22 protein-coding genes are annotated in these 26,939 nt (G+C 71.0%); 4 read left to right on the plus strand and 18 right to left on the minus strand.

What is annotated here, in order from left to right; translation table 11 throughout:
- Window positions 1-68 precede the first annotated feature (68 nt).
- The 8 genes from ACQPXD_RS55410 to ACQPXD_RS55445 all read right to left on the minus strand — a co-directional run bounded on the left by ACQPXD_RS55410 (window position 69) and on the right by ACQPXD_RS55445 (window position 9,704).
- Window positions 69-887, minus strand: a complete 819-nt coding sequence (locus ACQPXD_RS55410; RefSeq protein WP_432833154.1) for a lysostaphin resistance A-like protein — start codon at window positions 885-887, stop codon at window positions 69-71.
- A 133-nt stretch (window positions 888-1,020) separates the two neighbouring features.
- Window positions 1,021-2,520 carry an APC family permease gene (locus tag ACQPXD_RS55415; protein WP_432833156.1) on the minus strand — a complete coding sequence of 500 codons (1,500 nt, stop codon included), beginning with the start codon at window positions 2,518-2,520 and terminating at the stop codon, window positions 1,021-1,023.
- A 34-nt stretch (window positions 2,521-2,554) separates the two neighbouring features.
- Window positions 2,555-3,181: a GOLPH3/VPS74 family protein gene (locus tag ACQPXD_RS55420; protein ID WP_432833158.1), complete on the minus strand. Its 627-nt coding sequence runs from the start codon at window positions 3,179-3,181 to the stop codon at window positions 2,555-2,557.
- A gap of 406 nt (window positions 3,182-3,587) precedes the next feature.
- Entirely contained in the window at window positions 3,588-4,169 is a 582-nt protein-coding gene (locus ACQPXD_RS55425) for a DsbA family protein (protein WP_432833160.1), read from the minus strand.
- A gap of 37 nt (window positions 4,170-4,206) precedes the next feature.
- Window positions 4,207-4,500: a hypothetical protein gene (locus tag ACQPXD_RS55430; RefSeq protein ID WP_432833162.1), complete on the minus strand. Its 294-nt coding sequence runs from the start codon at window positions 4,498-4,500 to the stop codon at window positions 4,207-4,209.
- A gap of 132 nt (window positions 4,501-4,632) precedes the next feature.
- Window positions 4,633-6,993: an immune inhibitor A domain-containing protein gene (locus ACQPXD_RS55435; protein ID WP_432833164.1), complete on the minus strand. Its 2,361-nt coding sequence runs from the start codon at window positions 6,991-6,993 to the stop codon at window positions 4,633-4,635.
- A 153-nt stretch (window positions 6,994-7,146) separates the two neighbouring features.
- The gene (locus ACQPXD_RS55440) at window positions 7,147-7,803 is read right to left on the minus strand and encodes a Crp/Fnr family transcriptional regulator (RefSeq protein ID WP_432833166.1); all 657 of its coding nucleotides are present in this window, start codon (window positions 7,801-7,803) and stop codon (window positions 7,147-7,149) included.
- Window positions 7,800-9,704 (minus strand): adenylate/guanylate cyclase domain-containing protein, encoded by a 1,905-nt coding sequence (locus ACQPXD_RS55445; protein ID WP_432833168.1) that lies wholly within the window; start codon window positions 9,702-9,704, stop codon window positions 7,800-7,802. Before ACQPXD_RS55445 ends, ACQPXD_RS55440 begins: the two co-directional genes overlap by 4 nt.
- Window positions 9,705-9,863: 159 nt before the next feature.
- Here ACQPXD_RS55445 and ACQPXD_RS55450 point away from each other — a divergent pair, with 159 nt between their 5' ends.
- From ACQPXD_RS55450 to ACQPXD_RS55460, 3 genes are all read left to right on the plus strand, one after another.
- Window positions 9,864-10,562, plus strand: a complete 699-nt coding sequence (locus ACQPXD_RS55450; RefSeq protein ID WP_432833170.1) for a hypothetical protein — start codon at window positions 9,864-9,866, stop codon at window positions 10,560-10,562.
- A 154-nt stretch (window positions 10,563-10,716) separates the two neighbouring features.
- Window positions 10,717-11,301: a DUF6529 family protein gene (locus ACQPXD_RS55455; RefSeq protein ID WP_432844324.1), complete on the plus strand. Its 585-nt coding sequence runs from the start codon at window positions 10,717-10,719 to the stop codon at window positions 11,299-11,301.
- A 9-nt stretch (window positions 11,302-11,310) separates the two neighbouring features.
- Window positions 11,311-11,721 carry a Rieske (2Fe-2S) protein gene (locus tag ACQPXD_RS55460; protein WP_432833172.1) on the plus strand — a complete coding sequence of 137 codons (411 nt, stop codon included), beginning with the start codon at window positions 11,311-11,313 and terminating at the stop codon, window positions 11,719-11,721.
- Window positions 11,722-11,766: 45 nt separating this feature from the next.
- Here the strand turns inward: ACQPXD_RS55460 and ACQPXD_RS55465 are convergent, their stop codons facing one another.
- From ACQPXD_RS55465 to ACQPXD_RS55485, 5 genes are all read right to left on the minus strand, one after another.
- Window positions 11,767-14,787: a PQQ-dependent sugar dehydrogenase gene (locus ACQPXD_RS55465; RefSeq protein WP_432844326.1), complete on the minus strand. Its 3,021-nt coding sequence runs from the start codon at window positions 14,785-14,787 to the stop codon at window positions 11,767-11,769.
- Window positions 14,788-15,003: 216 nt separating this feature from the next.
- Entirely contained in the window at window positions 15,004-18,024 is a 3,021-nt protein-coding gene (locus tag ACQPXD_RS55470) for a PQQ-dependent sugar dehydrogenase (RefSeq protein ID WP_432833174.1), read from the minus strand.
- A 165-nt stretch (window positions 18,025-18,189) separates the two neighbouring features.
- The gene (locus ACQPXD_RS55475) at window positions 18,190-19,671 is read right to left on the minus strand and encodes a sensor histidine kinase (RefSeq protein ID WP_432833176.1); all 1,482 of its coding nucleotides are present in this window, start codon (window positions 19,669-19,671) and stop codon (window positions 18,190-18,192) included.
- Complete coding sequence (locus tag ACQPXD_RS55480) at window positions 19,668-20,363, minus strand: response regulator transcription factor (protein ID WP_432833178.1); 696 nt, start codon at window positions 20,361-20,363, stop codon at window positions 19,668-19,670. Before ACQPXD_RS55480 ends, ACQPXD_RS55475 begins: the two co-directional genes overlap by 4 nt.
- 33 nt (window positions 20,364-20,396) lie before the next feature.
- Window positions 20,397-21,398, minus strand: a complete 1,002-nt coding sequence (locus tag ACQPXD_RS55485; protein ID WP_432833180.1) for a hypothetical protein — start codon at window positions 21,396-21,398, stop codon at window positions 20,397-20,399.
- Between the two features lie 3 nt (window positions 21,399-21,401).
- Here ACQPXD_RS55485 and ACQPXD_RS55490 point away from each other — a divergent pair, with 3 nt between their 5' ends.
- Window positions 21,402-21,716 carry a hypothetical protein gene (locus ACQPXD_RS55490; RefSeq protein ID WP_432833182.1) on the plus strand — a complete coding sequence of 105 codons (315 nt, stop codon included), beginning with the start codon at window positions 21,402-21,404 and terminating at the stop codon, window positions 21,714-21,716.
- Here the strand turns inward: ACQPXD_RS55490 and ACQPXD_RS55495 are convergent.
- The 5 genes from ACQPXD_RS55495 to ACQPXD_RS55515 all read right to left on the minus strand — a co-directional run bounded on the left by ACQPXD_RS55495 (window position 21,713) and on the right by ACQPXD_RS55515 (window position 26,931).
- Window positions 21,713-21,856 carry a hypothetical protein gene (locus tag ACQPXD_RS55495; protein ID WP_432833184.1) on the minus strand — a complete coding sequence of 48 codons (144 nt, stop codon included), beginning with the start codon at window positions 21,854-21,856 and terminating at the stop codon, window positions 21,713-21,715. The two genes, ACQPXD_RS55490 and ACQPXD_RS55495, sit on opposite strands and share 4 nt — an antisense overlap.
- Before the next feature lie 36 nt (window positions 21,857-21,892).
- Window positions 21,893-22,174: a hypothetical protein gene (locus ACQPXD_RS55500; RefSeq protein ID WP_432833186.1), complete on the minus strand. Its 282-nt coding sequence runs from the start codon at window positions 22,172-22,174 to the stop codon at window positions 21,893-21,895.
- 18 nt (window positions 22,175-22,192) lie between these two features.
- Window positions 22,193-23,827: a sodium:solute symporter family protein gene (locus ACQPXD_RS55505; protein WP_432844328.1), complete on the minus strand. Its 1,635-nt coding sequence runs from the start codon at window positions 23,825-23,827 to the stop codon at window positions 22,193-22,195.
- A gap of 111 nt (window positions 23,828-23,938) precedes the next feature.
- Complete coding sequence (locus tag ACQPXD_RS55510; protein WP_432833188.1) at window positions 23,939-24,313, minus strand: response regulator; 375 nt, start codon at window positions 24,311-24,313, stop codon at window positions 23,939-23,941.
- A complete protein-coding gene (locus ACQPXD_RS55515; RefSeq protein ID WP_432833190.1) occupies window positions 24,313-26,931 on the minus strand; it encodes a response regulator in 2,619 nt (872 codons plus the stop codon). Before ACQPXD_RS55515 ends, ACQPXD_RS55510 begins: the two co-directional genes overlap by 1 nt.
- Window positions 26,932-26,939: the final 8 nt, after the last annotated feature.

Raw genomic sequence — 26,939 nt, forward strand, 5'->3', positions numbered from 1 at the left:
GCCGCGAGCGACACGGGGGAGGCAGGCGATCGCCTGCCTCCCCCGGCTCCGTTTCTCCCGCGGACCGGTCATGCCGCGGCCGGGGCGCCGGCCCCGCGGCCGGGGCGGGCGATGATCCGCCCGTCGCGGCGGGCTCGGCGGTAGAGCAGCCCGGCGACGGTCAGGCAGGTGAGCACGGTGATCAGCGACGCTTCGACGCCGAACGCGCCGCCGGTGAACACCGACGGCCCGACCAGGTGCGAGCGCATCCAGCCGTTGACGGTCTCGCTGGACACCGGCGTGCCGAAGATGCCGGCCTCGGTGAAGTTCCAGGCCAGGTGGATGCCGATGCCCAGCCACAACTTGCGGGTCACGACGTAGGCCAGGGCGAGCATGACCCCCGCCTCCACCCCGATGGCCAGCACACCGACCACGGTGGCGCCGGGGTTGACCAGGTGCAGCAGCCCGAACACCAGGGCGCTGACGCCCAGCGCCCACCACGTGCCCAGCTTCTGCTCCAGGGTACGGAACAGGATGCCGCGGATCACCAGCTCCTCGATGACGGCGGCCATCGCCGCCAGGCCCAGGGCGGACAGCATGCCGGTGAAGCTGCCGGCGCCGTCGATGCGCCACATGCCGAACATCGCGATCAGGGCCAGCGTGCCGGTGAACAACGCGAAGCCGATGAGCAGGCCCTGGCCGAGCTGCTGGTACCCGCCGATGAGCTCCTCGGGCCGGCGGCCGATCAGCTTCCGGGACAGCCAGACATAAACGCCGAGGACCGCGGCGGCGGTCAGCAGACCGGAGACCAGGCCCGGCGCGCCGATCGCGTCGAGCGGGGCGGAGACGGCGAACCGGGTGGCGATCAGCGCGGCGACGAGGGCGGCGTAACGCAGTGCGGTCTTCATGGCGAGAACGCTATTCATCGAGGCCGGTCGCCATCATCACCCCACGGAAGACAAAACCGGGTAGCTCGCACGGGGGACTCGCACGGGGACCGGCCGGGGTCCGCGGGGCCGGGCGGCCCCGCGGACCGGGGCGCTACCGGACCTCGGCCGCCTCCGCCGCCTCGAGGCGGGCGGTGTTGGCGCGGGCGCCGAGGCCGATGGCGTCGTAGTCCGGGCGGCTGATGCCGCGCAGGATCAGGGCCCACACGATGCCGACGACCGCGAAGGCGCCGTAGGCGATCGGGAAGCCGTACACCGCCGTCTTGTCCTCCGTCCCCAGCAGCAGCGACAGGTTGTCGAAGACCTGCCACATGACGTAGCCGAGGGCGATCGTGGCCAGGATCGGGGCGATCAGCCGGACCCAGGCGCCCTCGCCGCGGGCGTCGCGCAGGAAGTAGAAGATCACCGACAGGGACGTCGCGGTGACCAGCAGCAGCACGCCGATGCCGCCCGAGGTGCCGAGCCAGAAGAACAGGTGCACCAGCGGGTTCCAGCCCTCGACGGCGAACAGCACGATCACCGCCAGGCCGATGACGGTCTGGAAGATCGAGCCGGAGGCGGGGGCGCCGGAGCAGGGGAGGGTGCGGCCGAAGAACGACGGCAGGACCCGCTCGCGGCCCAGGGCGAAGGCGTAGCGGGCGGTCGTGTTGTGGTAGCTCAGCGCGGCGGCCGCGACGCTGGTGATGAGCAGCACGTTGCCGACATCGCCGGCCCAGGCGCCGCCCTTCTCGGCGACGGTCGGGAAGAACGGGCCGCCGGTGTCGAGCATCTGCTGGGCGAGCTTCACGGTCTGGTCGACGCCCATGCTCACCGACGCCGCCCAGCTGGTGAGCGCGTAGGACACGAGCATCACGGCGAGGCCGAGGAAGGTGGCCGCGGCGACGGTCCGGTTCTTGCTCCGGGCCTCCTCCGAGAACACCGGGGCGGCCTCGAAGCCGACGAACGCGGTGACCGCGACGGCGAACGCCGGGCCGGCCGAGTCCTTGAGCGCGCCCCAGGTCCACGGCTCGAGGCTGACCGAGCCGCCGGCCGGGTGGCTCAGGAAGATCACGTCGAAGATGGTCACCACGATGAGCTCGGCGCCGAGCAGCACCATGAGGACCTTGCTGTTGACGTCGACCCGCAGCAGGCCGAGCACCGCGACGAAGAGCCACAGCACCAGGGAGAGGATCCACCACTTGATGTCCCAGCCGGCCTTGTCCGCCAGGAACTGCGACAGGAACGCGCCAAACGCGCCGTACAGGCCGACCTGGAGCAGGTTGTAGGCGACCAGGGCGACCAGCGCGCCGCCCACGCCGAGCGGCTTGCCGATGCCCTGCGCGATGTAGGAGTAGAACGCGCCGGCGTTGGTGATGTGGCGGGACATCGCCACGTAGCCGAAGCTGAACAGGGCCAGGACGATCGCGATGATCACGAAGGCGAGGGGGAAGCCGGTCGTGCCGACGATGCCCCAGCCGGTCGAGACGAGGGCGCCGACGACCATCAGCGGAGCGGCGGCGGTCAGGGCGAACATGATGACGGACGGCACGCCCAGCCGGTCGCGGGCCAGCGCCTGGGATACCACGCTCGGTCGCACGGGCGACGCTGCGGACATCGGTCCTCCAGGGGTTGAGGGGAAGAGGGGTAGGTCAACCGCGCTGCGACAGCACCGCGTCGCCGACGGCCTGCTCGACCTGCAGGATGAGGTCGCGCAGCGGGGGCGGCAGGGTGGTGATCGCCTGGCGAAGCCGTTTGAGACCGATGGGGTCGCGGTCCCACATGACGTGGCGGCTCAGCCCGGTCGCGTCGGTGAGGCCGGCCAGCGTGGTGTCGGCGACGCGCATCGGCTCGCCGACGGTCAGCAGGCGGCGCAGTCGCTCCACCCGCCCGGCCGGCAGGTTCATGTCCACGGCGAGCCAGCGGGTCGAGGAGACGAGCAGCCGCCGGACCCTGGCCTGCTCGACCAGCCCGGCCCGGGCCAGCCGCTGCCCGACCGCGTCCACCGCGGTCTGGCCGAGGAACAGCAGCCAGGTGCGCACCTCGCGGTGCTGGGGCTCGGCGATCATCGTGGCGAGGTTGGTGTGCGCGAGGGGGTCGGGCGGGGGTTCGTGGCCGATCACCCGCAGGCGCGCGCCCTCGATCATGATGCGCTGCTCGAGGATCAGCTCGCCGAGCATGGCGCCGGCCAGCCCGAGCTCCACCGCGCGCTGGGACAGCCGCGACCGGCCGGTGCGGTCGTCGTGCGCGATCAGAAAGAAGTCATCGGCCAGTAGCATCGGCCCGCGCTTTCTTCGACCGGTCCGCTCGACCGCGCACCGCCACCGCACCTTCGTCTGTCGGCCGGGCCCCCATGGACCGGCGATTCCTCCCGAGGTTCGGGCCCGAATAACCTTGCGGCCCAACGCAAGAGCATGCACTGCGTGTAGGTGGGCGCGCAACTCTTGCTGCACAAATTCGGGTTAAGCCAGCTCAGCGCCGAGAATTGACGGTAATCGTAAAGAAACACAACTACCGAGGGTTAAGGTAAGACCTTTTTACGTTCGGTGACAGTGGCCGGCGGAACAAATCGGCGAATCGGCGGGCGATAATGGCACCGCTCACCGATCCGGCCGAGAATGTTTCACATGCAGATAACCCAGAGTGATGTCGGGCCCCCGCGAGCGTCGCCCGATTCCGGCACGCTCAGTAGCTGTCGGTTCGCTCTCCCGTCTCCACCGCCTCGGCGGCCTCGTCGACGGCCTCGAGCAGCTCGTCGAGGGAGTATCCGGCCTCGTGCCGGATGCCGTTGACGAAGAACGTCGGGGTGCCGTTGACGCCGCTGCGCACGCCGCCGACCAGGTCGCGGCGGACCCGGTCGAGGTAGAGGTGCGCGCCCACCTCGTCGCCGATCTCGGCGGAGGGCAGGCCGAGCCGCTCGACGCCGACCATGAGCTGGCGGGGATTGATACTGCGCTGGTTGTCGAACAGCCAGTCGTGCATCGGCCAGAATGCACCGCGCACACCGGCCGCCTCGGAAACCTCGGCGGCGAGGTCGGCATACGGGTGCACATTCGTCAGCGGAAAATGCCGATAGGTGAAGCGGATCGTCTCGCGGCGCAGCCGGAGCAGGTCCTGCATGATCGCGTGGGCCATGGCGCAGTAGGGGCACTGGAAGTCGCCGTACTCGACCAGGGAGACGGGGGCGGTCTGCGGCCCGATGGTGTGGTCGTCAGGGCCCACCGGCACCGTCAACCGGGGGACCGTGACCTGGAAGGGCGTGGTCATTCTTCAACGGTTCGCCGCCGCGGCGGGGGTGACCTGCTTACGCGGGGGTGACCTGGGAGACCAGCAGGGGGCTGCCGGTGCAGCCGGTCTCCCGGTTCGGGTCGGGCACGCCGGTGACCTTCGCCTGCTGGCCGTCGCGCAGCCCGGACGCCGCCGGGCCGATCAGCGTCCAGGTCAGCCGGTCGGTGACGAGCTCGACGCACTGCCCGGCGACGCGCACCCGGCCCTGGGTGACCACCTGCTGGAAGTCGTCCACCGGCGGCTCGGCCTTGGTGGTCTTGGGCAGCCGGGTGGGCGGCAGGCTGACCACCGATTCCGGTGGATCTGACATTCCTGATTTATCAGAAACGGGGGCACCGGCCGGGGAGGCGCAGCCGGCGAGCACCGCAACGGCGAGGAGGAGGCCCAGGGGCGCTTTCATACCCACTTGGACCTCCTCCCGCCGCGATCGGTTCCGAAACCCTTAGAAGACGAGCACCGTCATCGAGGTACCGTTCTCGAACAGCGTCAGGATCTGCACGCCGTTCTTCGGGACCTTGACGCCGTAGTAGGTCCCCGTCGCCGGGTCCTCACGGTAGTAGTTCTGGCCGTCGTCGAAGAGCGGGTTGCCCCACTGCCCACCGAGCCGGCTCGCCGCGCTGTTCGCCCCCGAGTGCAGGGTGAACGAGTCCGTCTTCCGCATCGAGAACGGCGCGTCGAAGCCCTGCACCCGCGGCCGCCACGGCGTCCCGTCGGCCTTGAGGGCCAGGTCGGGGTGCGAGTCGATCGGCAGGATCAGGCCCGCGCCGTGGTGCTGGCTGGTGTTGTTGTCGCTGTACGAGGTGTCCCAGTAGGTGACCAGCAGGCCGGTCTCGTAGGGGAAGTGCTCGACGTACTGCGGCTTGTCCGCGAACCCGAAGTTGTACGGCCCGGTCTTCAGGTACTTGTCGAACGACTCGTACGTGCGGTGCGAGGCGATGTAGTAGTTGTCGTACTGCGTGACGAGCTGGCTGCCGACGGCGGTGAAGCCGGCCGCGGTCCAGCCGTTGGCGCCCGACTCCGCCCCGTCGGCGAACACGGTCGTGCCGCCGTTGGTGATGGCGATGTCGTCGGCGAAGAAGCCCAGGCCGCCGGCGGCCGGGTCGGTGAAGTAGCGGAACCGCAGGCCGACCGTCTTGCCCGCGTAGGCGGACAGGTCGAAGGTGGCCGGGACCCACCCGCCGCTGGTGCCGTCGATGCCGTTGCCCTCGGCCGCGGTGGTGATCGAGCCGGGAATGGCCTTGAAGCCGGTACCGTCGTCGACCTCGACGTAGGCGTAGTCACACGCGTCGAGGCCGCAGTCCTCGATGTCCCAATCGGCCTTGAACGACAGCGTCGTGGTGCCGGCCGGGATCGACACGGTGCGGCTCAGCGAGTTGTCCAGGTCGTTGCCCGAGCCGCTCCACCACGACTTGCTGCCCTGCGGCGGGGCCGGCAGCGGCGTGCTGACCTGCTTCTTGGGCAGCACGACGACGACCGCCTGGGATTTCTTGCTGTTGTACTCGTGCGGGCCCAGGTCCACGAGCTTGGTCTGCCCGGCCTTCACCGTCGTGTAGTCCAGCCAGCCCAGCTGCAGCTTGTCCCACGCGCCGAGGTCGGCGGCGCGGGCCGCGATGCCGTTGTCGGTGGGCAGGCTGACCCGGCTCTGCGCCATGATGGTCCACCAGTTCACCGGGTTCTCGCCGTTGCCGCTGGCGCCCGCGGTGTCGTAGTGGTCGGGCAGTCCGAGGTCGTGGGCGTACTCGTGGGCGAACACGCTCAGCCCGCCGTTCTCCGGCTGGATCGTGTAGTCGCGCACCCACAGGCCGGTGGTCCCGATCTGGGTACCACCGAGCTTGTTGAAGACCGGCCCGCTGGTGAAGTTCTGGAACGCCGCCCAGCGGTGGCTCCAGATGGCGTCCTCGCCCTGGATCGGATCCGCGTCGGCCTGGTCGCCGCCCGCGTGCACGATCTGGAAGTGGTCGATGTAGCCGTCGGGCTCGTTGAAGTTGCCGTCGCCGTCGTAGTCGTAGCGGTCCCACTGGTCGTACGAGGCGAGCGTGGCCTTGATGTCGGCGTCGGACCTGCCCTGGGCGTGCTGCCCGTCGACCCACGCGGTGATCGCGTCCTGGATGAGGTACCACGTGTTGCTGCAGACGTTGCTGGCGCACGGGTACCCGTTGCTGCGCCCGTAGCGGGCCTCGTTGTAGGGCACCTTCACCCAGTCGGTGACCATGCCGTCGACGCTGTACCGGCCGGAGGACTGCTTCTCGTAGTACGTCTTGAGCGACTCCGCGCCGTTGCCGGTCGCGAAGTACATGTTCTCGAAGTACTGCTTGCTGAAGTCCTGCTTCCAGATGGTCGAGTTGTCCTTGGTCCGGTCCGGCTGCGGGATCTGGTTGCGCAGCGGGCCGTCGAAGCGGGCCGGGCCGGGCACCGACGGGGCCGTGTCCTGGTCCGGGTAGCTCGGGTGACGCTGGTCGCCGAACTCGGCCAGCACGACGAAGATCTTGTCCGTCTTCTCCCGGCTGAGCTCGACGTACTTGTCGACGTGACCCTTGCCCTTGTTGCCGTTACCGATCTTGACGACCGTGCTCGCTCCGCGCTTCTCCGGTGCTGCCTGGCCCGTCAGGACCTGGGAGAGGGCGACCTCACGAGAATCGCGCCGCTTGTCCTCCAACGGGTTGGGCAGCTCGTCGGAGGGTGACGCGGCGTCGATGGATGGTGACTGTTGGGCCGGCACGGCGTGGGCCGCGCCGCCGCCGGCAAGCACCCCCATCCCCGACGCAAGCGTGAGACTCAGCAGTCCCACGGTCAACTTACGCACAGGTACCTCCCTGGTGGGGCGTGTTAGCACCGAGGCACCGCGTTCGATGCCCCGATGCACCTGTGGCGAGAGAGTAGGGGCAGCGAGCGCCCTACGAAGATCAACAAAGCGGTATGCGCATACTTGCAAGGGTCAAATCGAGGGTGCGCGCACCTATTGAGCGCGGTCTCTCAACGCGGCCAGGTCACGGACGACCACGTGCAGCCGCCCGGTGGAGATCAGGCCCTCCTCGCGCAGCGTGCGCAGCGCCTTCGTGACCGCCTCGCGGGACGCCCCGGTCCAGCCGGCGAGCTCGTCCTGCGACAGCGGCAGGCCGATCCGCACGCCTTCCGCGGACCGCTCGCCGAACCGCTCGGCGAGCTCCACCAGCCGGGCCGCGACCCGGCCGGTGGTGTCGTAGGCGCCGAACTCGATGCGCTTGCGGTCGGCGTCGCGCAGCCGCCGGGTCAGCTCGCGCATGAGCAGGAAGCTGACCCGGGCGTGCCCGAGCAGGTACCGCTCGAAGTCCGGCGACGGCACGGACAGCGCGGTGACCGGCTCGAGCGCGGTGACGGTCGCCGACAGCGTGCCGCCGTCGATCGCGGACAGCTCGCCCAGCAGCGCCCCCGGCCCCCGCACGGCGAGCACCACCTCGGTGCCCGACGCGGTGTCGGAGGAGACCTTGACCCGCCCGGAGCGCAGGATGATCACCGCCTCGGAGCGGCTGGCCTCCCGGAAGATGACCGAGCCGCGCTTCCACTGCCGGCGGTGCCCGGCCGCCTCCAGGGCGGCTTGCTCGTCGGGGTGCAGGAGGTCGAAGAACTCGGTCACACCAAAGTCTCCACCGCGTAGGCGCGAACTGTCTGTCGGCGACCTTTCACTTCCAGGTCCCCCAGCGGCGTGGCGACGACCCGGTCGGCGACCGCGTCGTAGGTGGCTCCGCCGATCACCACCTGCCCGGGCTCGGCGATCGTCTGCAGCCGGGCGGCGACGTTCACCGCGTCGCCCATCGCGTTGAAGCCGCGCAGCAGCTCGCTGCCGATGTTGCCGACCAGTGCCGGCCCGGTGTTGGCGCCGACCCGGAACCGGGGCCAGTCGGGCCGGTCCTCGGCGATGCCGCGCACCGCCTCCTGCATCTGCAGCGCCGCGCGCACCGCGCGGGCCTCGTGGTCGTCCTGCCGGGCCGGCGCGTTGAACAGCGCGAGCAGGGCGTCGCCGACGAACTGCACGATCGTGCCGCCGTTGTCGAGGATACAGGGGACCGCGACGCCGTGGTACCGATTCAGCATCTCGACGATGTCGCCGGGCTCGACCGCCTCCGAGAAGGTGGTGAACCCGCGCAGGTCGGCGAAGAGCGCGGTGACGTCGACCAGCCGCCCGCCGAGCGCGGCCTGGTCGGGGTCGGCCAGCAGCGCGGCCGCGACGTCCGGCGACATGTACTGGCGGAACAGCGTCGCCAGCTCCCCGTAGAGCCGGGCGTTCTCCAGGCCGATCGACAGCTGGTGGGCCAGCGTCTGGCGCAGCTCGGGCCGGGCCGTGGCCGGGATCGTCACCGCCCCCGCGAGGCGGCCCTTCACGGTGAGCGGGAGCGCGTCCTCGCCCTGGTCCAACCGTCCATCGTGGACCAGTGTGATCTCGACGGTACCGAACGAATCCCGGACGGCCTCCTGGGCACTGCGGAGGAACTCGTCCTCCCCGGCGCCGACCCGCGCCTGCTCGCCCACCGCCACGAGGGCGCCCAGCCGCTGCGACAGCTCCCGCTCGGCCACCAGCGCCGCCGCCGCGCGGTCGAGCACCTCGGCCTGCTTCTCGGTCAGCCCGAACCGCTCCGCCATCCGGGCCGCCAGCCGCTGCGGCGCCTCGCCCTGCTCCGACGCCCGCAGCTGCGCGACCAGTTCCTCCAAGGCGTCGGTGTACTGCTGGCGGATCCGCCGCGTGGTCTCGGCCATCGCGATGCCGGCGAAGAGCCCGGTGGTGCTGCCCTCGGCGCGGTACCGCACGTAGGCCGAGTAGCCGACGAACAGGAACGCGGCGGTCAGGATCAGGTGCCACTCCCACCACGACAGCCGCCACTTGTCGGCCAGCGTCACCGCCACCATCGCCTCCGCCAGCAGCGCGAACGCCGTCACCACGGAGATCAGCACGGCGCCGGGCGCGCGGCGGTAGAGCAGGAAGAACCGCACCGCGGCCACCGCGTAGAGCGCCACCGCCACCCACGCCGCCCAGGTCAGCGGCCCCTCGACGTCGCGGATCTGGTCCTGGCGCGACAGCGGCGGCAGGTCGAGCAGCGTGACCACGATCCACGCGAACAGCAGCAGCGCCAGCGCGATGCGCAGCCCCAGCTGCCAGCGGGTGATCCGCCCCGGCAGCGGCAGCGCCGAGAGCATCGCCAGCACCGAGCCGACGATCAGCCCGACCGCCATCGACTGGTCGAACCCGGCGTTGGAGTGCCCGATCAGCACCCCCGGCGTGGCCAGCGCGTGCGCGAGCAGGAACCCGGCCGTGGCCAGGAACACCAGCGACACCAGGAAGAGCCGCCCGTCGCCGTGCCGGCGTGCCGCGACGCTCATCGCCGCACCGACCGCGACGTTGACCGCCGCGACCGCGAGCACGAGCCAGAAGTGCGCCTCGTTGTGTTGCCAGATGAGGTCCGCGCCCGGCCGGCTGAGCAGCAGCCAGAGCCCGGCGAGCGGCAGCGCGAGGTGCGTTGCCCAGACGACGACGCGTGGCATCTGCGTCCCTGTCCCTTCCTGGCTTCGTCGATGGGGTCCCGTTGGCGACATTGCAGCAGATGGGTTGTGCGTCTTTGGACGCAGACACGGTACGCCAGCGTCGGTCTCATAGTCGCGAAGCACCTCAGCGGGGTGCGACCAACCTGTGGGAGATCACCGATGAGATTCAAGGCACCGATCATCACGCTCGGCGCCGGCCTGGTTGCCGCCGGCGTGCTGTACGCCCTCAACGTCAACCTGAGCAACGACGTGGCGCGCGACAAGACCGCCGCCACCCCGACGGCGGCCGCGACGACCGCCCGGCCCCCGGCCGCGTCCTCCGCCCCGCCGCCCGCCGCCTCCTCGGCCCCCGCGGCCGTCGGCGACGGCTCGGGCAACGCGGCCCAGCGGGGCACGGTCACCTACGCCGGCGCCGTGGACGGCGGCGCCGCCTCGCTCGGCATCGTCGTCAACAACGGCAAGGCGATCGCCTACGTCTGCGACGGCAAGGCGGCCGAGGCATGGATGGACGGCAACATGGCCAACGGTCAGGCCACGCTGCAGGGCGCCAAGGGCGGCGCGCTGACCGCCACCTACACCAACGGCCAGGTCAAGGGCACCGTCGCCATCGGCGCGAAGTCCTGGACCTTCACGCTCAAGGCCGTCTCGCCGCCCTCGGGGCTGTACCGCTCGCAGGCGTCCCTGCGCAAGAAGCTCGACGCGAGCTGGGTGGTCCTCCCCGACGGCAACCAGATCGGCGTGCAGACCGAGGACGGCACGGCGCGGCCCGCGCCGAACTTCGACCTGAGCACGAAGACCGTGGTGGTCGACGGCACCCCGGTCGCGATCGAGTCCAGCACCCCGGCCACCGGTTACTGAGTCAGGAGCCCTCGCCATGTCCGCACCGTCCGAACCGCCCGTTCCCCGCGTGGAGTTCCCCCCGATCCCGCAGCCGGGTCCCCTGCCGCCCACCGACACCTTCGTGGCTCAGCCGCAGTCCTATCACCTGGACCCCGCGTTCGCGGCCTCGGTCGTGGGTGTGGCCGCCGTGCCCCCGTCAGCGCCGGTGGAGCCGCCGCCGAACCGCAAGACCCTGGCCGCCCTGCTCGTGCCGCTCCTGGTGGCCTGCCTGGTCGCGGCCGGTCTCGGCGTCTACGGCAAGGTCCACGAGCCGACCGGCATCGCGGTGAACCTCGCGGGCTTCTCCGGCCCGCAGACGGTCAAGGTCTGGCTGGCCACCGTGGCGTTCCTGCTGGCGCTGGTCCAGCTGTTCACCGCGCTGGTGATGTACGGCCGGATCCCGCTCTTCCGCGGCGCCGGCTGGCTGGGCCCGGTGCACCGCTGGTCCGGCCGCCTGGCCTTCCTGGTCTCCATCCCGGTGGCCATGCACTGCCTGTACGCGCTGGGCTTCGCCGACTACGACGCCCGCGTGCTGGTCCACTCCCTGCTGGGCTGCTTCTTCTACGGCGCCTTCGCCGCCAAGATGCTGATCCTCACCCGCAAGGGCGTGCCGAACTGGGCGCTGCCCGTCTTCGGCGGCCTCGTCTTCACCGCGCTGTCCGGCCTCTTCGTCACCTCGGCCCTGTGGTTCTTCACCACGGTCGGCGTCAAGCTCTGAGAGGGCATCATGACCGACACGACCCGACGGACATTCCTGGCCGGCGCCGGCGCGATCGGCCTGACCACGGCCCTGGCCGGCTGCGCCGCCTACGGCGAGACCGGCGCCGACGCCGCCGCACCGGGCGGCGCGCCCGGCGCCCTGGCCAAGACCGGTGACATCCCGGTCGGCGGCGGCAAGGTCCTGGGCGATGAGAAGCTCGTCGTGACCCAGCCGGCCGCGGGCACCTTCAAGTGCTTCACCGCCGTGTGCACCCACGCCGGCTGCGTCGTGAGCGAGGTCGCCGGCGGCACCATCAACTGCCCGTGCCACGGCAGCAAGTTCAAGCTGGACGACGGCGCCGTCGCCGCCGGCCCGGCCAAGAAGCCGCTGGCCGAGGTCCCCATCACGGTCACCGGCGACGCGATCGCCAAGGCCTGACGGTCCCCGGTCCCCGGGCGGATCCGGGGACCGGGCCCGGCCGGGTCAGGCGGCGGCGAGGGTGAACCGTTCCCACGGGCCGATGGCGGTGCGGTTGGCGATCAGCGGCGACTTCCCGCCGTTCTCCGCCGTGACGTACCGCCCGTTCGCCCTGGCCCGCAGGCTGATCGTGCCGTCGGCGTTGGTGAGGACCTGGAACTGCTCCCAGTCGCCGATCGAGGCCCGGTTGGCGATCAGCGACGCGTTGCCGGCGTTCTCCGCGGTGACGTACCGGCCGTTGGCCCGGGCGAGCAGCACCACATACCCGCCGCCGATGTCGATCAGGTCGAACTGCTCCCAGGGGCCGACGACGTTCCGGTTGGCGATCAGCGGCGACTTCCCGCCGTTGTCCGCGGTGACCACGCCGTTGTTGATCTGGGCGGTCAGGCTGACCGTGGCCGGGGCCTTGACCTTGGTGAACTTCTCCCACGGGCCGATGGTGGTGCGGTTGGCGATCAGCGCCGCCGCGCCGCCGTTCTCCGCCGTGACGTACCGCCCGTTGGCCTTGGCCTTCAGGCTGACCGTGCCGTCGCCGTTGTCGACGAACTGGAACCTCTCCGAGTCGCCGACCGACGTCCGGCTCGCGATCAACGGGGACGCGCCGGCGCTGTCCGCCGTGACGTAGCGCAGGTTGGCGCAGGCGCGCAGGGCGACGTAACCGCCGCCCGCGTCCGTCACGTCGAACTGCTCCCACGCGCCGACGACGCTGCGGTTGGCGATCAGCGGCGAGTTGCCGCCGTTGTCCGCGGTCACGAAGGCGCCGTTGGCGGAGGCGCGCAGCTCGATCGGCGCGATGCCGGTGTAGGTCGCGGTGTAGACGGCCGGCGCCGCCGGCGCGGTGATCGTGTGGGTCTGCGCGCCGCCGTCCGCCCAGCTGCCGAAGTAGTACGTCATGCCCGGCACGGTTTGCGGCGTCGCGGCGCTGATCGTGTTGGTGGAGCCGGCGATGACCCGCCGGGTGAACGGCGTGGCCTGGCTGGAGGAGCCGACGGCGAGCAGCAGCCCGGAGGGCTTGGTCGCGAACGACAGGTCAACGGTCTTGGGCTGCAGGTCGACCGTGGCGACGCTGGTCAGCCCGCCGGCATCGGTCGCGGTCAGCCGCAGTTGGAGATAGGAGGGGTACTCGTGGTCGGGCGCGGTGAACGAGCCGCTCGCCGCGCCGTTGAGGGTCTGCAGGTAGTGCGTGTGGCAGCTGTCCGGGGACGAGCAGTGCTGCAGCAGCACCTCCCACTTCAGCGCCGACGCGGGCAGCGTGCCCTGCTGCGGGTCGGTGGCGTGGCCGGAGAAGCTGATCGTCGAGCCGACCGCCCAGGTGAACGTCGCCGCCGGCGTGTCGATGAACGCGGTCGGCGACGAGTTGCCGGCGGTGATCGTGCTGGACGAGGTGCCGCTCGCGCCGAGCGGATCGGTGACCTTGAGCCGCGCGGTGTAGCTGCCGTCGGCGGTGTAGGTGTGGCTCGCGGTGACCCCGGTCGCGTCCACCGTGCCGTTGTCGTCGAAGTCCCACTGGTAGGTCAGCTGGTTCTGGTCGGCCACGTCCGGATCGGCCGACCGCGAGGCGTCGAAGGTGACCTTGAGCGGTGTCGTGCCGGCGGTGGGCGTGGCGGTGAACGACGCCACCGGCGGGCGGTTGGCCGGGAAGTACCGGATCCGGCGGATGGTGCCACCGCCGAGGTCGACGTAGTAGAGATCGTTGCCCGGGCCGACGGTCAGGTAGACCGGGTTGGCGGCGCCGGCCGCGAAGGTCTGGATCTGCGCCGGGTCGGGCAGCCCGTTGCTGCCCTTGAGCATGGCCCAGATGCAGCCGCGGGGGTAGTCGGCGAAGAACAGCGCGCCGTTGTACGCCGCCGGGTAGGAGCCGCCGCTGCCGGGGTAGAAGGCCAGCCCGGAGACCGCGGAGCTGCCGCTCGGACAGGCCTCGCCCGGCACGACCTTGGTGCTGTGGTTGTAGGTGAAGTACGGCGCGCTCTGCCCCGGCCCGTTGTAAAGGCCCTGGCACAGCGGCAGGTTGGCGCTGCTGTAGCCCGGCTGCGCGGCGTTGCCCTCGTAACAGGGCCAGCCGAAGTTGGCCGGCGTGGCGGTCGGGTCGGCGATCCGGTCGATCTCCTCCCACGTATCCCACCCGACGTCGCCGGCCCACACCTCACTGGTGCCGGGGCGAATCGCGAACCGGAACGGGTTGCGCAGGCCGTAGCCGACGATCCGCCGCGCGTTGGCGTCGGCCGAGCCGGACAGCGGGTTGCCGGACATCGCCGCGCCGGTGGCCGGGTCGATGCGCAGCACCGCGCCGTTGAGCCCGGCCGGGTCGCCGGTCGAGCGGACGTCCTGGGAGCGCAGCGCCCCGCCCTCGTTGGCCGGGTCCCCGCACGGGTTGACCGGATTGCCGAACTGGCCGAAGTCGGCCGCGGAGAAGCTCGCCCCGTCGCCGCCGGACACGTAGAGTGCCCCGTCGGCGCCGAAGTGCAGGTCGCCGATGGAGTGGCTGGGGAACTGCTGGCACCAGTCGTTGATCAGCGGCTGCTCCGTGCCGGTCCACACGTCACCGTTGGCGGTCAGCCGGGACAGCCGCCCGGTGATCACGCAGTTGCCGCCGTTGCCGCCGCCCTCGACGCCGTCGCACACGTCGTTGTAGACGGGAGCGGTGCCGCCCCGCGGCGCGTCGTAGCTGTAGAGCACGTAGACCGACGGGTCGGACGGAAAGTTCGGCGCCAGCGCCAGCCCGAGCAGCCCGCGATCCCAGTAGTCGTGGACCCGCGGGGAAAGATCGGCGAAAACGGCCGGCGTCGAATCCGAAAGGCTGTCGAACACGTCGATGACGCCGTTCTTCTGGGCCACGAACACCCGCCCGTCGGCGGCGAACTGGATGCTGGTCGGCTGGTTCAGCCCGCTGAAGACGACCTGTTCGGAGAACCCGGGCGGCAGGGTCGCGGCCGCCGCGGCGGAACGCTCGAGCCCGAGCCCGACGGCCGCCCCGCCACCCACCACGGCGACGGCCGCGATCAATGACAAACCACGACGCAGCGACATCATGCGCCCCCTGCCACGGTCCGAAAGTGGCGATAGCGTAGCGCCAATGTCGAAAGGGGTTACACAGCCGAAAAGACGAGGTGTAGAACGCGGATGATTGTCCATATTGGACGCACGTGAACCGATTGCCGACCAATTGCGCCCCGGCGACGGTCCACTATTCCGCGCCGGGGTCGACGCCGGTGACCCGGCCGGCGGATCGGCTCCGCCGGCGGGTCACGTGCCGGCGAGGGTGAACCGCTCCCACGGACCGATGGCGGTGCGGTTGGCGATCAGCGGGGAGTTGCCACCATTCTCCGCCGTCACATACCGCCCGTTGGCCTTCGCCTTCAGGCCGATCGTGCCGTCGCCGTTGTCGACGATCTGGAACTTCTCCCAGTCCCCGATCGACGTCCGGTTGGCGATCAGCGAAGAGTTGCCGCCGTTCTCCGCCGTCACGTAGCGCCCGTTGGCCTTGGCCAGCAGCGCCACGTATCCACCGCCGATGTCGACCAGGTCGAACTGCTCCCAGGGGCCGACCGCGGTGCGGTTGGCGATCAGCGGCAGGTTGCCGCCGTTGTCCGCCGTGATCACGCGGCTGTTCACCTGGGCGGTCAGGCTGACCCTGGACGGCGGCTTGATCTTGGTGAACTTCTCCCAGGCGCCGATGCTGGTGCGGTTGGCGATCAGCGGCGAGTTGCCACCGTTGTCCGCGGTCACATACCGCCCGTTGGCCTTGGCCTTCAGGCTGATCGTGCCGTCGCCGTTGTCGATCATCTGGAACTTCTCCCAGTCCCCGATCGACGTCCGGTTGGCGATCAGCGGCGAATTGCCGCCGGCCTCCGCCGTCACGTAGCGCAGGTTGGCCCGAGCCCGCAGGGCGACATACCCGTCACCGGCGTCCGCCACGTCGAACTGCTCCCAGTCGCCGATGACGCTGCGGTTGGCGATCAGCGGCGAGTTGCCGCCGTTCTCCGCGGTCACGAAGCTGCCGTTGGCGGAGGCGCGCAGCTCGATCGGCGCGACGCTCGTGTAGGTCGCGGTGTAGGTCGCCGGCGTTGCCGGCGCGGTGATCGTGTGGGTCTGCGCGCCGCCGTCAGCCCAGCCGCCGAAGTTGTAGGTCACTCCGGGCGCGGTCTGCGGCGTCGGGGCGCTGACCGTGGTGGTGGAGCCGGCGATGACCCGCCGGGTGAACGGCGTGGCCTGGCTGTCGGACCCGACGGCGATCTGCAGCCCGGAGGGCTTGCTGGTGAAGGACAGGTCGACGGTCTTGGGCTGCAGGTCGACGGTGGCGACGCTGGTGAGCCCGCCGGAGTCCGTCGCGGTGAGCCGCAGGCGGAGATATGAAGGGTACTCGTGGTCGGGTGCGGTGAACGAGCCGCTCGCCACTCCGTCGAAGGTCTGCAGGTAGTGCGTGTGGCAGGTGTCCAGCGACGAGCAGTGCTCGAGCAGGACCTCCCACTTGAGCGCCGACGCGGGCAGCGTGCCCTGCTGCGGGTCGGTGGCGTGGCCGGAGAAACTGATCTTGTTGCCGACCGCCCACGTGAGCGAGGCGGCCGGAGAGTCGATCGTCGCGGTCGGTGACGAGTTGCCGGCGGTGATCGTGGTGGTCGAGGTGCCGCTCGCCCCGAGCGGGTCGGTGACCTTGAGCAGCGCCGTATAGGTGCCGTTGGCGGTATAGCTGTGGCTCGCGGTGATCCCGGTCGCGTCGAACGTGCCGTTGTTGTCGAAGTCCCACTGGTAGGTCAGCTGGCTCTGGTCGCCCGTGTCCTGATCCATCGAGCTCGACGCGTCGAAGGTGACGTTGAGCGGTGCCGTGCCGCTCGCCGGCGTGGCGGTGAACGACGCCACCGGCGGCCGGTTGTTCGGGAAGTACCGAATCCGGCGGACGGTGCCGCCGCTGAGGTCGGCGTAGTAGAGGTCGTTGCCCGGCCCGATGGTCAGGTAGACCGGGGTCGCCGCGCCGATCACGAAGTTCTGGATCTTCGTCGGGTCGGGCAGCCCGTTGCTGCCCTTCGGCATGGCCCAGATGCAGTTGCGGGAGTAGTCGGCGAAGAACAGCGCGCCGTTGTACGCGGCCGGGTAGTCGCCGCCGCTGGTGGGGTAGAAGGCGAGCCCGGAGACCGAGGAGCTTCCGGTCGGGCAGTTCTCCCCCGGCACGACCTTGGCGCTGTGGTTGTAGGCGTAATACGGCGCGGCCTGCCCCGACCCGTTGTAGGCGCTCTGGCACAGCGGGAGGTTGGCGGCGCCGAAGCTCGGCTGCAGGGTGCTGCCCTCGTAGCAGGGCCAGCCGAAGTTGCTCGGCGTCGCGGTCGGGTCGGCGATCCGGTTGATCTCCTCCCACGCGTTCCACCCGACGTCGCCGGCCCAGACCTCGTTGGTGCCGGGCCGGATCGTGAACCGGAACGGGTTGCGCAGGCCGTAGCCGACGATCCGCCGCGCGTTGGCGTCGGCCGAGCCGGACAGCGGGTTGCCGGGCATCGCCGCGCCGGTGGCCGGATCCAGCCGCAGCACCGCGCCGCTGAGCCCGGTCGGATCGCCGGTGGAGCGGACGTCCTGGGAGCGCAGCGAGCCGCCCTCCTGGGCCGGGTCGCCGCACGGGTTGACCGGGTTGCCGAACTGGCCGTAGTCGATCATGTTGAAGTTGGCGCCGTCGCCGCCGGAGACATAGAGCGCGCCGTCGGCGCCGAAGTGCAGGTCGCCGATGGAGTGGCTGGGATACTGCTGGCACCAGTCGTTGATCAGCGGCTGCTCGGTGCCGGTCCACGCGTTGCCGTTGGCCGTCAGCCGGGACAGCCGCCCGGTGATGATGCAGTTGCCGCCGTTGCCGCCGCCTTCGACGCTGTCACAGACGTCGTTGTAGACCGGGGCGGTGCCGCCCGGCGGCGCGTCGTAGCTGTAGAGCACGTAGACCGACGGGTCGGTGGGGAAGTTCGGCGCCAGCGCGAAGCCGAGCAGCCCGCGATCCCAGTAGTCGTGGACCCGCGAGGACAGGTCGGCGAAGACGGTCGGCGTCGGGTCCGACATGCTGGCGAACACCTTGATGACGCCGTTCTTCTGGGCCACGAACACCCGCCCGTCGGCGGCGAACTGGATGCTGGTCGGCTGCGTCAGGCCGCTGAACACGACCTGCTCCTGGAAGCCGACGGGCAGCGTCGCGGCGCCCGCGGTGGACCGCTCGGCGGTGAGGCCGATGGCGATCCCGCCGGCCAGCACGGCGGCGGCGGCCACCCATGACAAACCACGACGCAGCGACATATCGCGCTCCCCAGGGGCCGGAAACCGGCATAGCCTAGCGCCCGTCAGCCAGGTGGTCGAATCATCCGGACAGCCAGGACCGAAACGCGCGCCGATGTCCACATTGGACGCTGGCGGTCCGGTCGCTCAACGTGTCCGGGTGCGAACCGCCCGTCGCGCAAACGGCTACTCGGCCAGGGGGATGCGAACACGGAACGTCGCACCGTGACCCAGGGCTGTGTGCAGGGTCACCTTGCCGCCGTGGGCGGCGACCAGCGCGGCCACGATCGACAGGCCCAGGCCGGAGCCGCCCAGGGCCCGGGTGCGGCTCGGATCGGTGCGGTAGAAGCGCTCGAAGACGCGGGCGGCGTCCTGCTCGGACATACCCGGGCCGTTGTCGCTCACCTCGAGGATCGCGTCGCGGCCCTCCGTGCCCACATAGACGGTGACCTCGGTGCCGGCCGGCGTGTGGCCGATGGCGTTGGAGAGCAGGTTCTGCACCACCTGGCGGAGCCGGGCCTCGTCGCCCAGCACGATGGCCGGCTCCACGTCGGCCTCCTCGCCGGCCTCCTCGTCGGCGCCGCCCTGGGTGCGCAGCCGCAGGTGATGATCGGTGGCCGAGACGCGGGCGTCGATCAGGGCATCGGTGACCAGGGCCAGCAGGTCGACGGGCTTGCGCTCCAGCGGGCGCTGCTGGTCCATGCGGGCCAGCAGCAGCAGGTCGTCGACGAGCAGGCCCATGCGGGTGGCGTGGTGCTCGATGCGCCCGATGTTCTCGTCGCCGCGGCCGGACTGGCGGTGCAGCTCGGCGAAGCCGCGGATCGTGGTGAGCGGGGTGCGCAGCTCGTGGGAGGCGTCGGCGACGAAACGGCGCATGCGCTGCTCCGAGGCCAGGGCGGCCTCTTCGGAGGCCCGGCGCTCGTCGAAGGCGGTCTCGATCTGGCCGAGCATCGTGTTGAGGGCCTGCGACAGCCCCCCGACCTCGGTGCGCGGGTCGGCCTCGGGCACGCGGCGGCTCAGGTCGCCGGCCGCGATGGCCTCCGCGGTCCGCTCCACCTCGACGAGCGGGCGCAGGCTGGAGCGGACCAGCAGGTAGGCGACCACGGCCAGGACCAGCAGCACGGAGCCGCCGATGGCCGCGCTGGTGACGAGCTGCCGGTTGACGCTCGCGTCGACCTCGTCGAGGCTGATGGCGACCACCACGGCGCTGGCCGGGCGGGGTGGCCCATTGCGCGGGTGGGCGAGCTGCTGAGCGAAGAGCACGCGCCACTGGTGCCCCTTGCCGCCGATCGGGTCCACGGTGGCGTAGGAGCCCCAGGTGTCGTCGTTGAGCCGGTGGCCCTCCATGCCGGCGATGCTCGCCGGCAGCTTCGGGCGGGTCTGCGTGGCATAGACCTGGGTGAACACCCGCTCCTCCAGGGTCAGGTCCGAGGCACAGGCCACGTAGTATCCCGAAGGCTGGACGGGGGCGCCCGGGCCGAAGACGCCGTGCGGGTTCTCGCACTCGGCCGTCTCCTTGTCGACGCTCTGCAGGAGCTGATCGTCGACACGCTGCGTCAGGTAGTCGCGGGTGCTGTAGACGCCGGCCGCGCCGCTGATGACCAGGGCCGCCGCGAGCAGGACGAGCATCAGCACGACGAGCCTGACGCGCAGCGGCCAGGACTTCATGTGCGTGGCAGACGCAGCGAGTAGCCGACGCCGCGCAGGGTCTGCAGCAGGCGCGGCTCGGTGGTGTCGATCTTCTTGCGCAGGTACGACACGTAGGACTCCACGACGCCGGCGTCGCCGCCGAAGTCGTACTGCCACACGTGGTCGAGGATCTGCGCCTTCGACAGCACGCGGCCGGAGTTCGTCATGAAGTACCGCAGCAGCTTGAACTCGGTCGGCGAGAGCTGGACCTCCTGGCCCGCCTTGAACACCTCGTGAGTGTCCTCGTCCAGCTCGATGTCGGCGAAGTTCAGCCGCGACGTCTGCGCCGCCGCGCCGCCCGCGGGGTCGGCGACCCGGCGCAGCACGGCCTGGATGCGGGCCAGGATCTCGGACAGGCTGAACGGCTTGGTGACGTAGTCGTCGCCGCCCAGGGTGAGGCCCTTGATCTTGTCCTCGGTGGCGTCGCGCGCGGTCAGGAACAGCACGGGCACGCGGGTGCCCTCGCCGCGCAGCTTGCGCAGCACCTCGAAGCCGTCGAGCTCGGGCATCATGACGTCGAGCAGGATCATGTCCGGCCGGAAGCGGCGGGCCTCCTCCATCGCCTGGCGGCCGCTGGTGGCGCTGGCGACGTCGTAGCCGTGGTACTTCAGGCTCGCGGAGAGCAGTTCGACGATGTCGGGCTCGTCGTCGACCACAAGCAGCCGCGTCATGATTCGCTCCAAGTAGCGTCAAAGTTCCCTTTGTCACCTAGAGACTGCCGCCGGTTCCTGACGCTCGGATGCGGTTTGCCTGAAAACCAGCTGTGAACCCGCTGCGCCACCCGCCTTCGCGCTCAGCACGAGGGCGAGCAGCACGGGAAACTCCAGGTAGGCGTGGTAGGACGCGAAGGCGCCGTAGAGCGCGCGGCCGGACGCGTAGTCGATCACGAACAGCACCGACAGCGCGGCGCCGAGGCCGCCACCGAGCGCCCAGGCCCGCCATCCGCGCAGCCACGGGGCGCGGGACTCGAACGCGCGGGCCGCGTCCGGGGCGTGCCGGGGCAGGAAGTACACCCAGACGAAATAGTGCATCGTCTGCAGAAAGGCGAAGACCACCAGGAACCGGGCGCCGATCAGGGTGGAGGCGCCGGGCGGCGCGCTGACCGCGACGATCTGGCGCGGGTCGCCGGCGAAGGCGGCGACGGTGGACGCGGGCACGCCGCCGAGCGCGAAGTCGGCGGCGCCGGCCAGGATCAGCAGCGGCACGCCGAGCACCCAAGCGATCTGCGTGCAGCGGAACAGCCCCGGCCGCCGCAGCCGGCCGCTCCACTCCCACAGGAAGAACAGCGGCACGACGTTGTGCAGATGAGCCAGGACCACGAAGTGGTACCCCGGGAAGCGCAGCGACACCGCGGCCGCCACGCTCAGCAGGGCGGCCGCGCCGGCCAGCCGCCGGCCGCGCAGCGCGTGGGCACAGCCGGCCGCGAGCACGCCGTAGCCGACGAGGATCTCGGCGTAGCGGGCCGGGGTGCCGACGTAGAGCGCGGCGAGCCGGCACAGCACGATCGCGCTGATCAGGCCGACCAGCACGGCGAGGAACCGCCCGCTGAGCACCGGCGCGAACCGCCCGGCGACGTAGCGCAGCTCCAGCACGTTGTGCAGCACGCCGAAGGCGATGAGCCCGAGCACGGCGGTGGCCAGCGGCGCCTCCAGCGCGATCGCGAGCGCGGCCGCGGCGGCCAGGGCGAACGGCAGGCTTATCTTCATCGTGTGCTCCGCGCGCTGCTGCTGACCCTGGCGGTCGAGGTGCCGCTGTACACGGCGGCGCTGGTCGCGCTGCGGCTGGCGACATTACGGCGGGCGGTGCTGCTCGGGGCGGTGGTCAACCTGGTCACCCACCCGGCGCTGTGGCTGTTCCTCGCCCCGCACCCGGATGCGCTGCGGCTGTGGACCGCCGAGGGACTGGCCACCGGAATAGAGGCTCTTATCCTGATAAAAGCGATAAATCGGGATAAAGCGCTGCTGGCGGTCGTCGCCGTGGGCGCGAACGCGAGCTCCCTGCTCATCGGCCTCATCGCGGGCTAGCGCCCACGGTTGCGGCGCACCAGCCACACGATCAGCACCACGAGCCCCGCCACGATGGCCAGGCAGGCCAGGATCAGCACGATCCCGGCCCCCGCCACGACCGACGGCTGGGGCGCCACATCCGCCAGCACATTGTTCATGCGCAGAGTCTGCGGCGCCCGCGCCGATTTGGATATCTACTCCCGGACGTGATCGCCCGCCGGAATGTCCGATGGCTCCGGCGGCTCGGCCGGGCGTACCCACTGCCAGAGCAGGAACAGCAGGCCCAGCGCGAGCATGCCGAGCCCGATCCACAGGTTGATCCGCACGCCGCCGGCCTTGTCGATCTCGGCCCGCGAGTCGAAGATGCCGAGGATCGTGACGATCACGCCGTACACGGTGAACAGGCCGCCGATGACCCGGCGGACGTCGAAGAGCCGCGCCGCCCGGGCGGTGTCGACCTTGTCCTGGTCGCTCATCTGCGTCTCCCCCTCGGTCTACAGGAACGGTAGGTAGAACACGACGGCCAGCACCAGGGCGGCGCTGCCGAGCAGGACCGGCGAGCGGTACCACGCGGCGTCGCCGGCGATCGCGTCGGCGCGCAGGTCGTGGCGGCCGACGCCGTAGACCAGCCCGTCGAGCTCGGCGTCGGTCTTGGCCCGGGTCAGCGGGGTGACGATCAGGGCCACCACGGTGACGACCACGAAGGCGATGCCGGCGCCCCAGAACGACTCGTCGAGGTCGGAGCCGAAGGAGAACCAGCCGAACCACTTGTAGCCGGCGTAGACGATGAACGCGGCGAGGGTGCCGGCGGCCAGCCCCCAGAAGCCGGCCCAGGCGCTCATCCGCTTCCAGAACATGCCGATGATGAAGGCCGCGAACAGCGGGGCGTTGAACAGCGAGAACAGCGCCTGGATGTAGTCCATGATGTTGCTGTAGCCGGACGCGATGAACGCGGTGCCGATGCCGATGAGCACCCCGACGACGGTGATCAGCCGCCCGGTCCGCAGGTAGTAGCCGTCGGGGCGGTCCCGGGCCACGTACTCCTGCCAGATGTCGTAGGTGAACACGGTGTTGAAGCCGGACACGTTGGCGGCCATGCCGGCCATGAACGACGCGAGCAGGCCGGTGACGGCGATGCCGAGCACGCCGCTGGGCAGGAAGTCGCGCATCAGCAGCGGGATGGCGTTGTTGTACTGCAGGTCGCCGGTGCCGGCGCCGAGCCCCTTCACGGTCACCAGGGCGACCAGGCCCGGGATGACGGTGACGAACGGGATCACCAGCTTGGGATAGGCGGCGATGATGGGGGTACGCCGGGCCGCGCTCATGTTGCGCGCCGACAGCGCCCGCTGGACCTCGGCGAAGTTCGTCGTCCAGTAGCCGAACGACAGCACGAACCCGAGGCCGAACACGATGCCCCACCAGGGCGCGCCGAGCGGGTTGTCGGTGCCGCCGGTGTTGGACCAGGTGTGCAGGCCCGCGTCGCCGAGCTTGCTGGCCCGCACCGCCTCGAACAGGCCGTGGAACCCGCCGACCTTGACCAGGCCGATGATGGCGATCGGCAGCAGGCCCGCGATGATCACGAAGAACTGCAGCACCTCGTTGTAGATGGCGCTGGAGAGGCCGCCGAGGGTGATGTAGGCGAGCACGATCGCGGCGCCGACGACGATCGCCGTCCACAGTGGCCAGCCCAGCAGCGCCTGCATGATGAGCGCGAGCGCGTAGAGGTTGACGCCCGCGATCAGCACCTGGGCCAGCGCGAACGACAGGGCGTTGAGCAGATGGGCGGGCCGGTTGAAGCGCCGCCGCATGTACTCCGGGACGCTGCGCACCTTGGACCCGTAATAGAACGGCATCATGACGATGCCCAGGAACACCATGGCCGGGACGGCGCCGACCCAGTAGTAGTGGACCGTCATGATGCCGTACTTCGCGCCGTTGGCGGCCATGCCCAGGATCTCCAGGGCGCCGAGGTTGGCGGAGATGAACGCGAGGCCGGTCACCCAGGCCGGCAGTGAGCGGCCGGACAGGAAGAAATCGACGCTGTTGCGGATCGAGCGGCGGGCGGCGAGACCCACCCCCAGGACGGTGATGAAGTAGAGCGCCAGCAGGACGTAGTCGATGGCGTCCATCTGCAGGCGCAGCCCTTCGGCGACAGTCTGCACCCGTTCCTCCCCCTTTTGCCGGTACGAGTGGGGCAGAACGCCCCTACCCAGCAAGGGGTCGGGATGAAACGCGGCTGATCAGGTCAGGTGAGTTGCGATGATCGTGACCAGATCAGCGGCGGCATACGGTTTGTCGAGAAAGGCGTCGCAGCCGGCCGCCATCGCCGCCGCCCGCTCGTGCGGCAGGACGCTCGCGGTCAGCGCGATCACGGTCGGGCGGGTCGGCGCCTCGGCCAGCTCGGCGGCGAGGTCCAGGCCGTTGCCGTCGGGCAGGTTGACGTCGAGCAGGATCAGATCCACCGGCCCGGCGGCCAGCGAGTCGCGGGCCGCGGCCAGCGACCCGGCCTCGACCAGCTGCGCGTCGCGCACCGCGGGCTCCGCGGCCCGGGCCACGATGGCCCGCACCAGGACCCGGTTGAGCTCCTCGTCCTCCACCAGCAGCACCCGGCTCATCAGACGGCTCCTTCACGCCGGGCGTCGGTGAGCGAGTTCGCCACCGCCGCGAGATCGATCCACTCCCGCACGCCGTCGGCGGCGGCCGCGCTGCGCGGTACCGTGCCGATGACCTTGCCGGTCAGCCGCCGCCGCTCGGCGTCGGAGAGGTCCGGCGCGGTCAGCGCCAGGACCGGGATGCCGCGGGTGGACGGCTCCCCGTCCAGGCCCGACAGCAGCGCGAACCCGTCCAGGCCGGGCATCTGCAGGTCGCAGATGATCAGGTCGAAGCGGCGGTCCCGGGACAGCCGCAGCCCCTCCGCCCCGTCCTTGCAGCTCACGACGTCGATGCCGGCCTCGGCCAGCTGCCGCTCCACCACGGCGCGGGTGTGGTCGTCGCCGTCGACCACGAGTACCGACGCGGGATCCGGCGCCGCGGCGGGCGCCACGTGCCGGGCCAGCTGCGCCAGCAGGGCGTCGTGGTCGACTGGCTTGACGAAGAAGTCGGCGGCGCCCAGGGCCAGCCCGGCCCGCCGGTCGTCGACGATCGTGGCGAAGAAGACGGGGATGTCGCTGAGCGCCGTGTCGCCCTTGAGCCGGCGGATCACGTCCCAGCCGTCCAGGCCGGGCATGATCACGTCGAGCAGGATCGCGTCCGGGCGCCAGGCGCCGGCCTCGGCCAGCCCGGCCTCGCCGCTGGCGGCGGCGCGGACCTCGTAGCCCGCCCCGGACAGGTACGTCTCCAGCAGCTCGGCGGCCCGCGCGTCGTCGTCGATGACCAGCACCCGGCCCCGCCCCGGGCGGGGCGGCTGGGCGCCGTCCGGCGCGGCCCGCGGCGCGTCGGCGAGGGGCAGGCGGATCGTGAACCGGCTGCCCTCGCCGGGCGCGGAGTCCAGCCCGATCGAGCCGCCGTGCGCCTCGACCAGCCGCCGGGTCAGGGCCAGCCCCAGCCCGGTGCCGGCCTTGCGCTGCGCGGCCGGCCCGACCTGCTGGAACTCCTCGAAGACCCGGTCGTGGTCCTCGGCGGCGATGCCGATGCCGCTGTCCGCGACGGTGACCGCCACCTCGCCGGCCGTCCGCTCGGCGGTGACCGCGATCAGCCCGCCCTCGGGCGTGAACTTGATCGCGTTGGAGAGCAGGTTGTCCAGGATCTGCCGCAGGCGCAGCGGGTCGGCGCACACCGCGGCGGCGCGAGGCATGTCGACGTACACCTGCAGCGCCTTGCGATCGGTGAGCGGCCGCAGCGTGGTGATGATGTCGCCCACCGCGCCCTCCAGCGAGATCGACTCGAGGTTGAGCTCCAGCCGACCGGCCTCCACCTTGGCCAGATCCAGGATGTCGTTGATCAGCCCGAGCAGGTGGCGGCCGCTGTTGTGAATGTGGTCGACCCACTCGGCCGGCACGCTGCGCCGGTCGCCCTCGGGCACCTCGGCCCGCATCAGGTCGCTGAAGCCGATGATCGCGTTGAGCGGCGTGCGCAGCTCGTGGCTCATGCCGGCCAGGAAGTCGCTCTTGGCCTGGCTCGCGTGGGTGAGCGCGGCGACCGACTCGGCCAGCCGGTCGGCGAGATCGCGCTGCTCGGCCAGCACCGCGCTGCGCTCGGCGAGAATCCGGGCCTGCGCGCCGAGCACGGCGGTCAGCCGCCGGTCGTCGACGCTGAACAGCGCGTGGTAGCGATCCAGCAGCAGCACCGTGCCGACGCCCTCGATCGGCAGCGCGGTGACCAGCCGGGCGCCGGTGGCCTGGGCCAGCGGGTGGTCGGCGGGCAGCCGCACCGGCGGGCGGGCCGCGGCGAGCTCGGCGAGGTCGAACTCGAGCGGCTCGTGGGGCAGCCGCGTGCCGGACCGGCAGACGCCGGCGACGCGCCCGAGCCGGTCGTCGAGGAGCAGGACCGCGTCGGTACCCGTGGTGTCGTGCACGACCTGCACGAACCGCCGCCACACCTCGTCGGTGCCCACCTCGGCCGGCAGCCGCTGCAGGTCCTCGGTGGCCTGGTACCACACCGTCGCCGACATCGTCCGGCGCAGCCAGGCCGGCGGCAGCAGCGCCACCAGGTACAGCGCCGCGCAGATCAGGCCCGCGATGCGCCCGGCCGGCTGCAGCCAGACCTGCTGCCCCGGGTAGCCGACCGTGGCGGTGAGCAGCATCAGCAGCATCAGCGGGAACAGGTACGTGGCGGCCGCGGCCAGCCGCATGCGCGCCCGGCCGGCACCGCAGCGCCGCGCGGCGGCCCGCAGCAGCAGCGTCGCGGCGATGATCTCGGTGACCGTGAAGGCCGCGTTGAGCAGCACCAGGTACGGCAGGGCCAGCGGCCGGGGCGCGGCGGTGAGCACCGACAGGCTGCCCAGCAGCAGCACCAGCAGCCCGATGTCCAGCCAGCGCGGGACGTGGCCCAGCCGCGCGGTGAACCGGACGGTCAGATACGGCTGGGCGAGCAGCAGGGCGGTCGTGGTGATGCTCGCCGCGATCGGCACCGGCCGGCCGGTGAGCTCGCGGATCGCGCCGTTGACGCAGACCGCGACGGTCGGCAGGAAGATCAGGGCCAGGTCCCGCTGGACCGGATCACGGCTGCGGACAAACCCGGCGAAGGTTCCCAGGCACATCAGCGCGATCAGGATCGCTATGACTAGAGTTACCATTTGACTAC

This window comes from Dactylosporangium sp. CA-092794 (assembly GCF_050948465.1).
GTDB lineage: Bacteria > Actinomycetota > Actinomycetes > Mycobacteriales > Micromonosporaceae > Dactylosporangium.

What these genes read in the sequence shown, in the direction of transcription:
- ACQPXD_RS55470 (WP_432833174.1), bottom strand. Translation starts at nt 18,024, where the DNA reads ATGTCGCTGCGTCGTGGTTTGTCATGGGTGGCCGCCGCCGCCGTGCTG.
- ACQPXD_RS55480 (WP_432833178.1), bottom strand. Translation starts at nt 20,363, where the DNA reads ATGACGCGGCTGCTTGTGGTCGACGACGAGCCCGACATCGTCGAACTG.
- ACQPXD_RS55430 (WP_432833162.1), bottom strand. Translation starts at nt 4,500, where the DNA reads ATGTCAGATCCACCGGAATCGGTGGTCAGCCTGCCGCCCACCCGGCTG.
- ACQPXD_RS55495 (WP_432833184.1), bottom strand. Translation starts at nt 21,856, where the DNA reads ATGAACAATGTGCTGGCGGATGTGGCGCCCCAGCCGTCGGTCGTGGCG.
- ACQPXD_RS55515 (WP_432833190.1), bottom strand. Translation starts at nt 26,931, where the DNA reads ATGGTAACTCTAGTCATAGCGATCCTGATCGCGCTGATGTGCCTGGGA.
- ACQPXD_RS55465 (WP_432844326.1), bottom strand. Translation starts at nt 14,787, where the DNA reads ATGTCGCTGCGTCGTGGTTTGTCATTGATCGCGGCCGTCGCCGTGGTG.
- ACQPXD_RS55505 (WP_432844328.1), bottom strand. Translation starts at nt 23,827, where the DNA reads ATGGACGCCATCGACTACGTCCTGCTGGCGCTCTACTTCATCACCGTC.
- ACQPXD_RS55460 (WP_432833172.1), top strand. Translation starts at nt 11,311, where the DNA reads ATGACCGACACGACCCGACGGACATTCCTGGCCGGCGCCGGCGCGATC.
- ACQPXD_RS55420 (WP_432833158.1), bottom strand. Translation starts at nt 3,181, where the DNA reads ATGCTACTGGCCGATGACTTCTTTCTGATCGCGCACGACGACCGCACC.
- ACQPXD_RS55450 (WP_432833170.1), top strand. Translation starts at nt 9,864, where the DNA reads ATGAGATTCAAGGCACCGATCATCACGCTCGGCGCCGGCCTGGTTGCC.
- ACQPXD_RS55445 (WP_432833168.1), bottom strand. Translation starts at nt 9,704, where the DNA reads ATGCCACGCGTCGTCGTCTGGGCAACGCACCTCGCGCTGCCGCTCGCC.
- ACQPXD_RS55500 (WP_432833186.1), bottom strand. Translation starts at nt 22,174, where the DNA reads ATGAGCGACCAGGACAAGGTCGACACCGCCCGGGCGGCGCGGCTCTTC.
- ACQPXD_RS55485 (WP_432833180.1), bottom strand. Translation starts at nt 21,398, where the DNA reads ATGAAGATAAGCCTGCCGTTCGCCCTGGCCGCCGCGGCCGCGCTCGCG.
- ACQPXD_RS55415 (WP_432833156.1), bottom strand. Translation starts at nt 2,520, where the DNA reads ATGTCCGCAGCGTCGCCCGTGCGACCGAGCGTGGTATCCCAGGCGCTG.
- ACQPXD_RS55510 (WP_432833188.1), bottom strand. Translation starts at nt 24,313, where the DNA reads ATGAGCCGGGTGCTGCTGGTGGAGGACGAGGAGCTCAACCGGGTCCTG.
- ACQPXD_RS55410 (WP_432833154.1), bottom strand. Translation starts at nt 887, where the DNA reads ATGAAGACCGCACTGCGTTACGCCGCCCTCGTCGCCGCGCTGATCGCC.
- ACQPXD_RS55475 (WP_432833176.1), bottom strand. Translation starts at nt 19,671, where the DNA reads ATGAAGTCCTGGCCGCTGCGCGTCAGGCTCGTCGTGCTGATGCTCGTC.
- ACQPXD_RS55425 (WP_432833160.1), bottom strand. Translation starts at nt 4,169, where the DNA reads ATGACCACGCCCTTCCAGGTCACGGTCCCCCGGTTGACGGTGCCGGTG.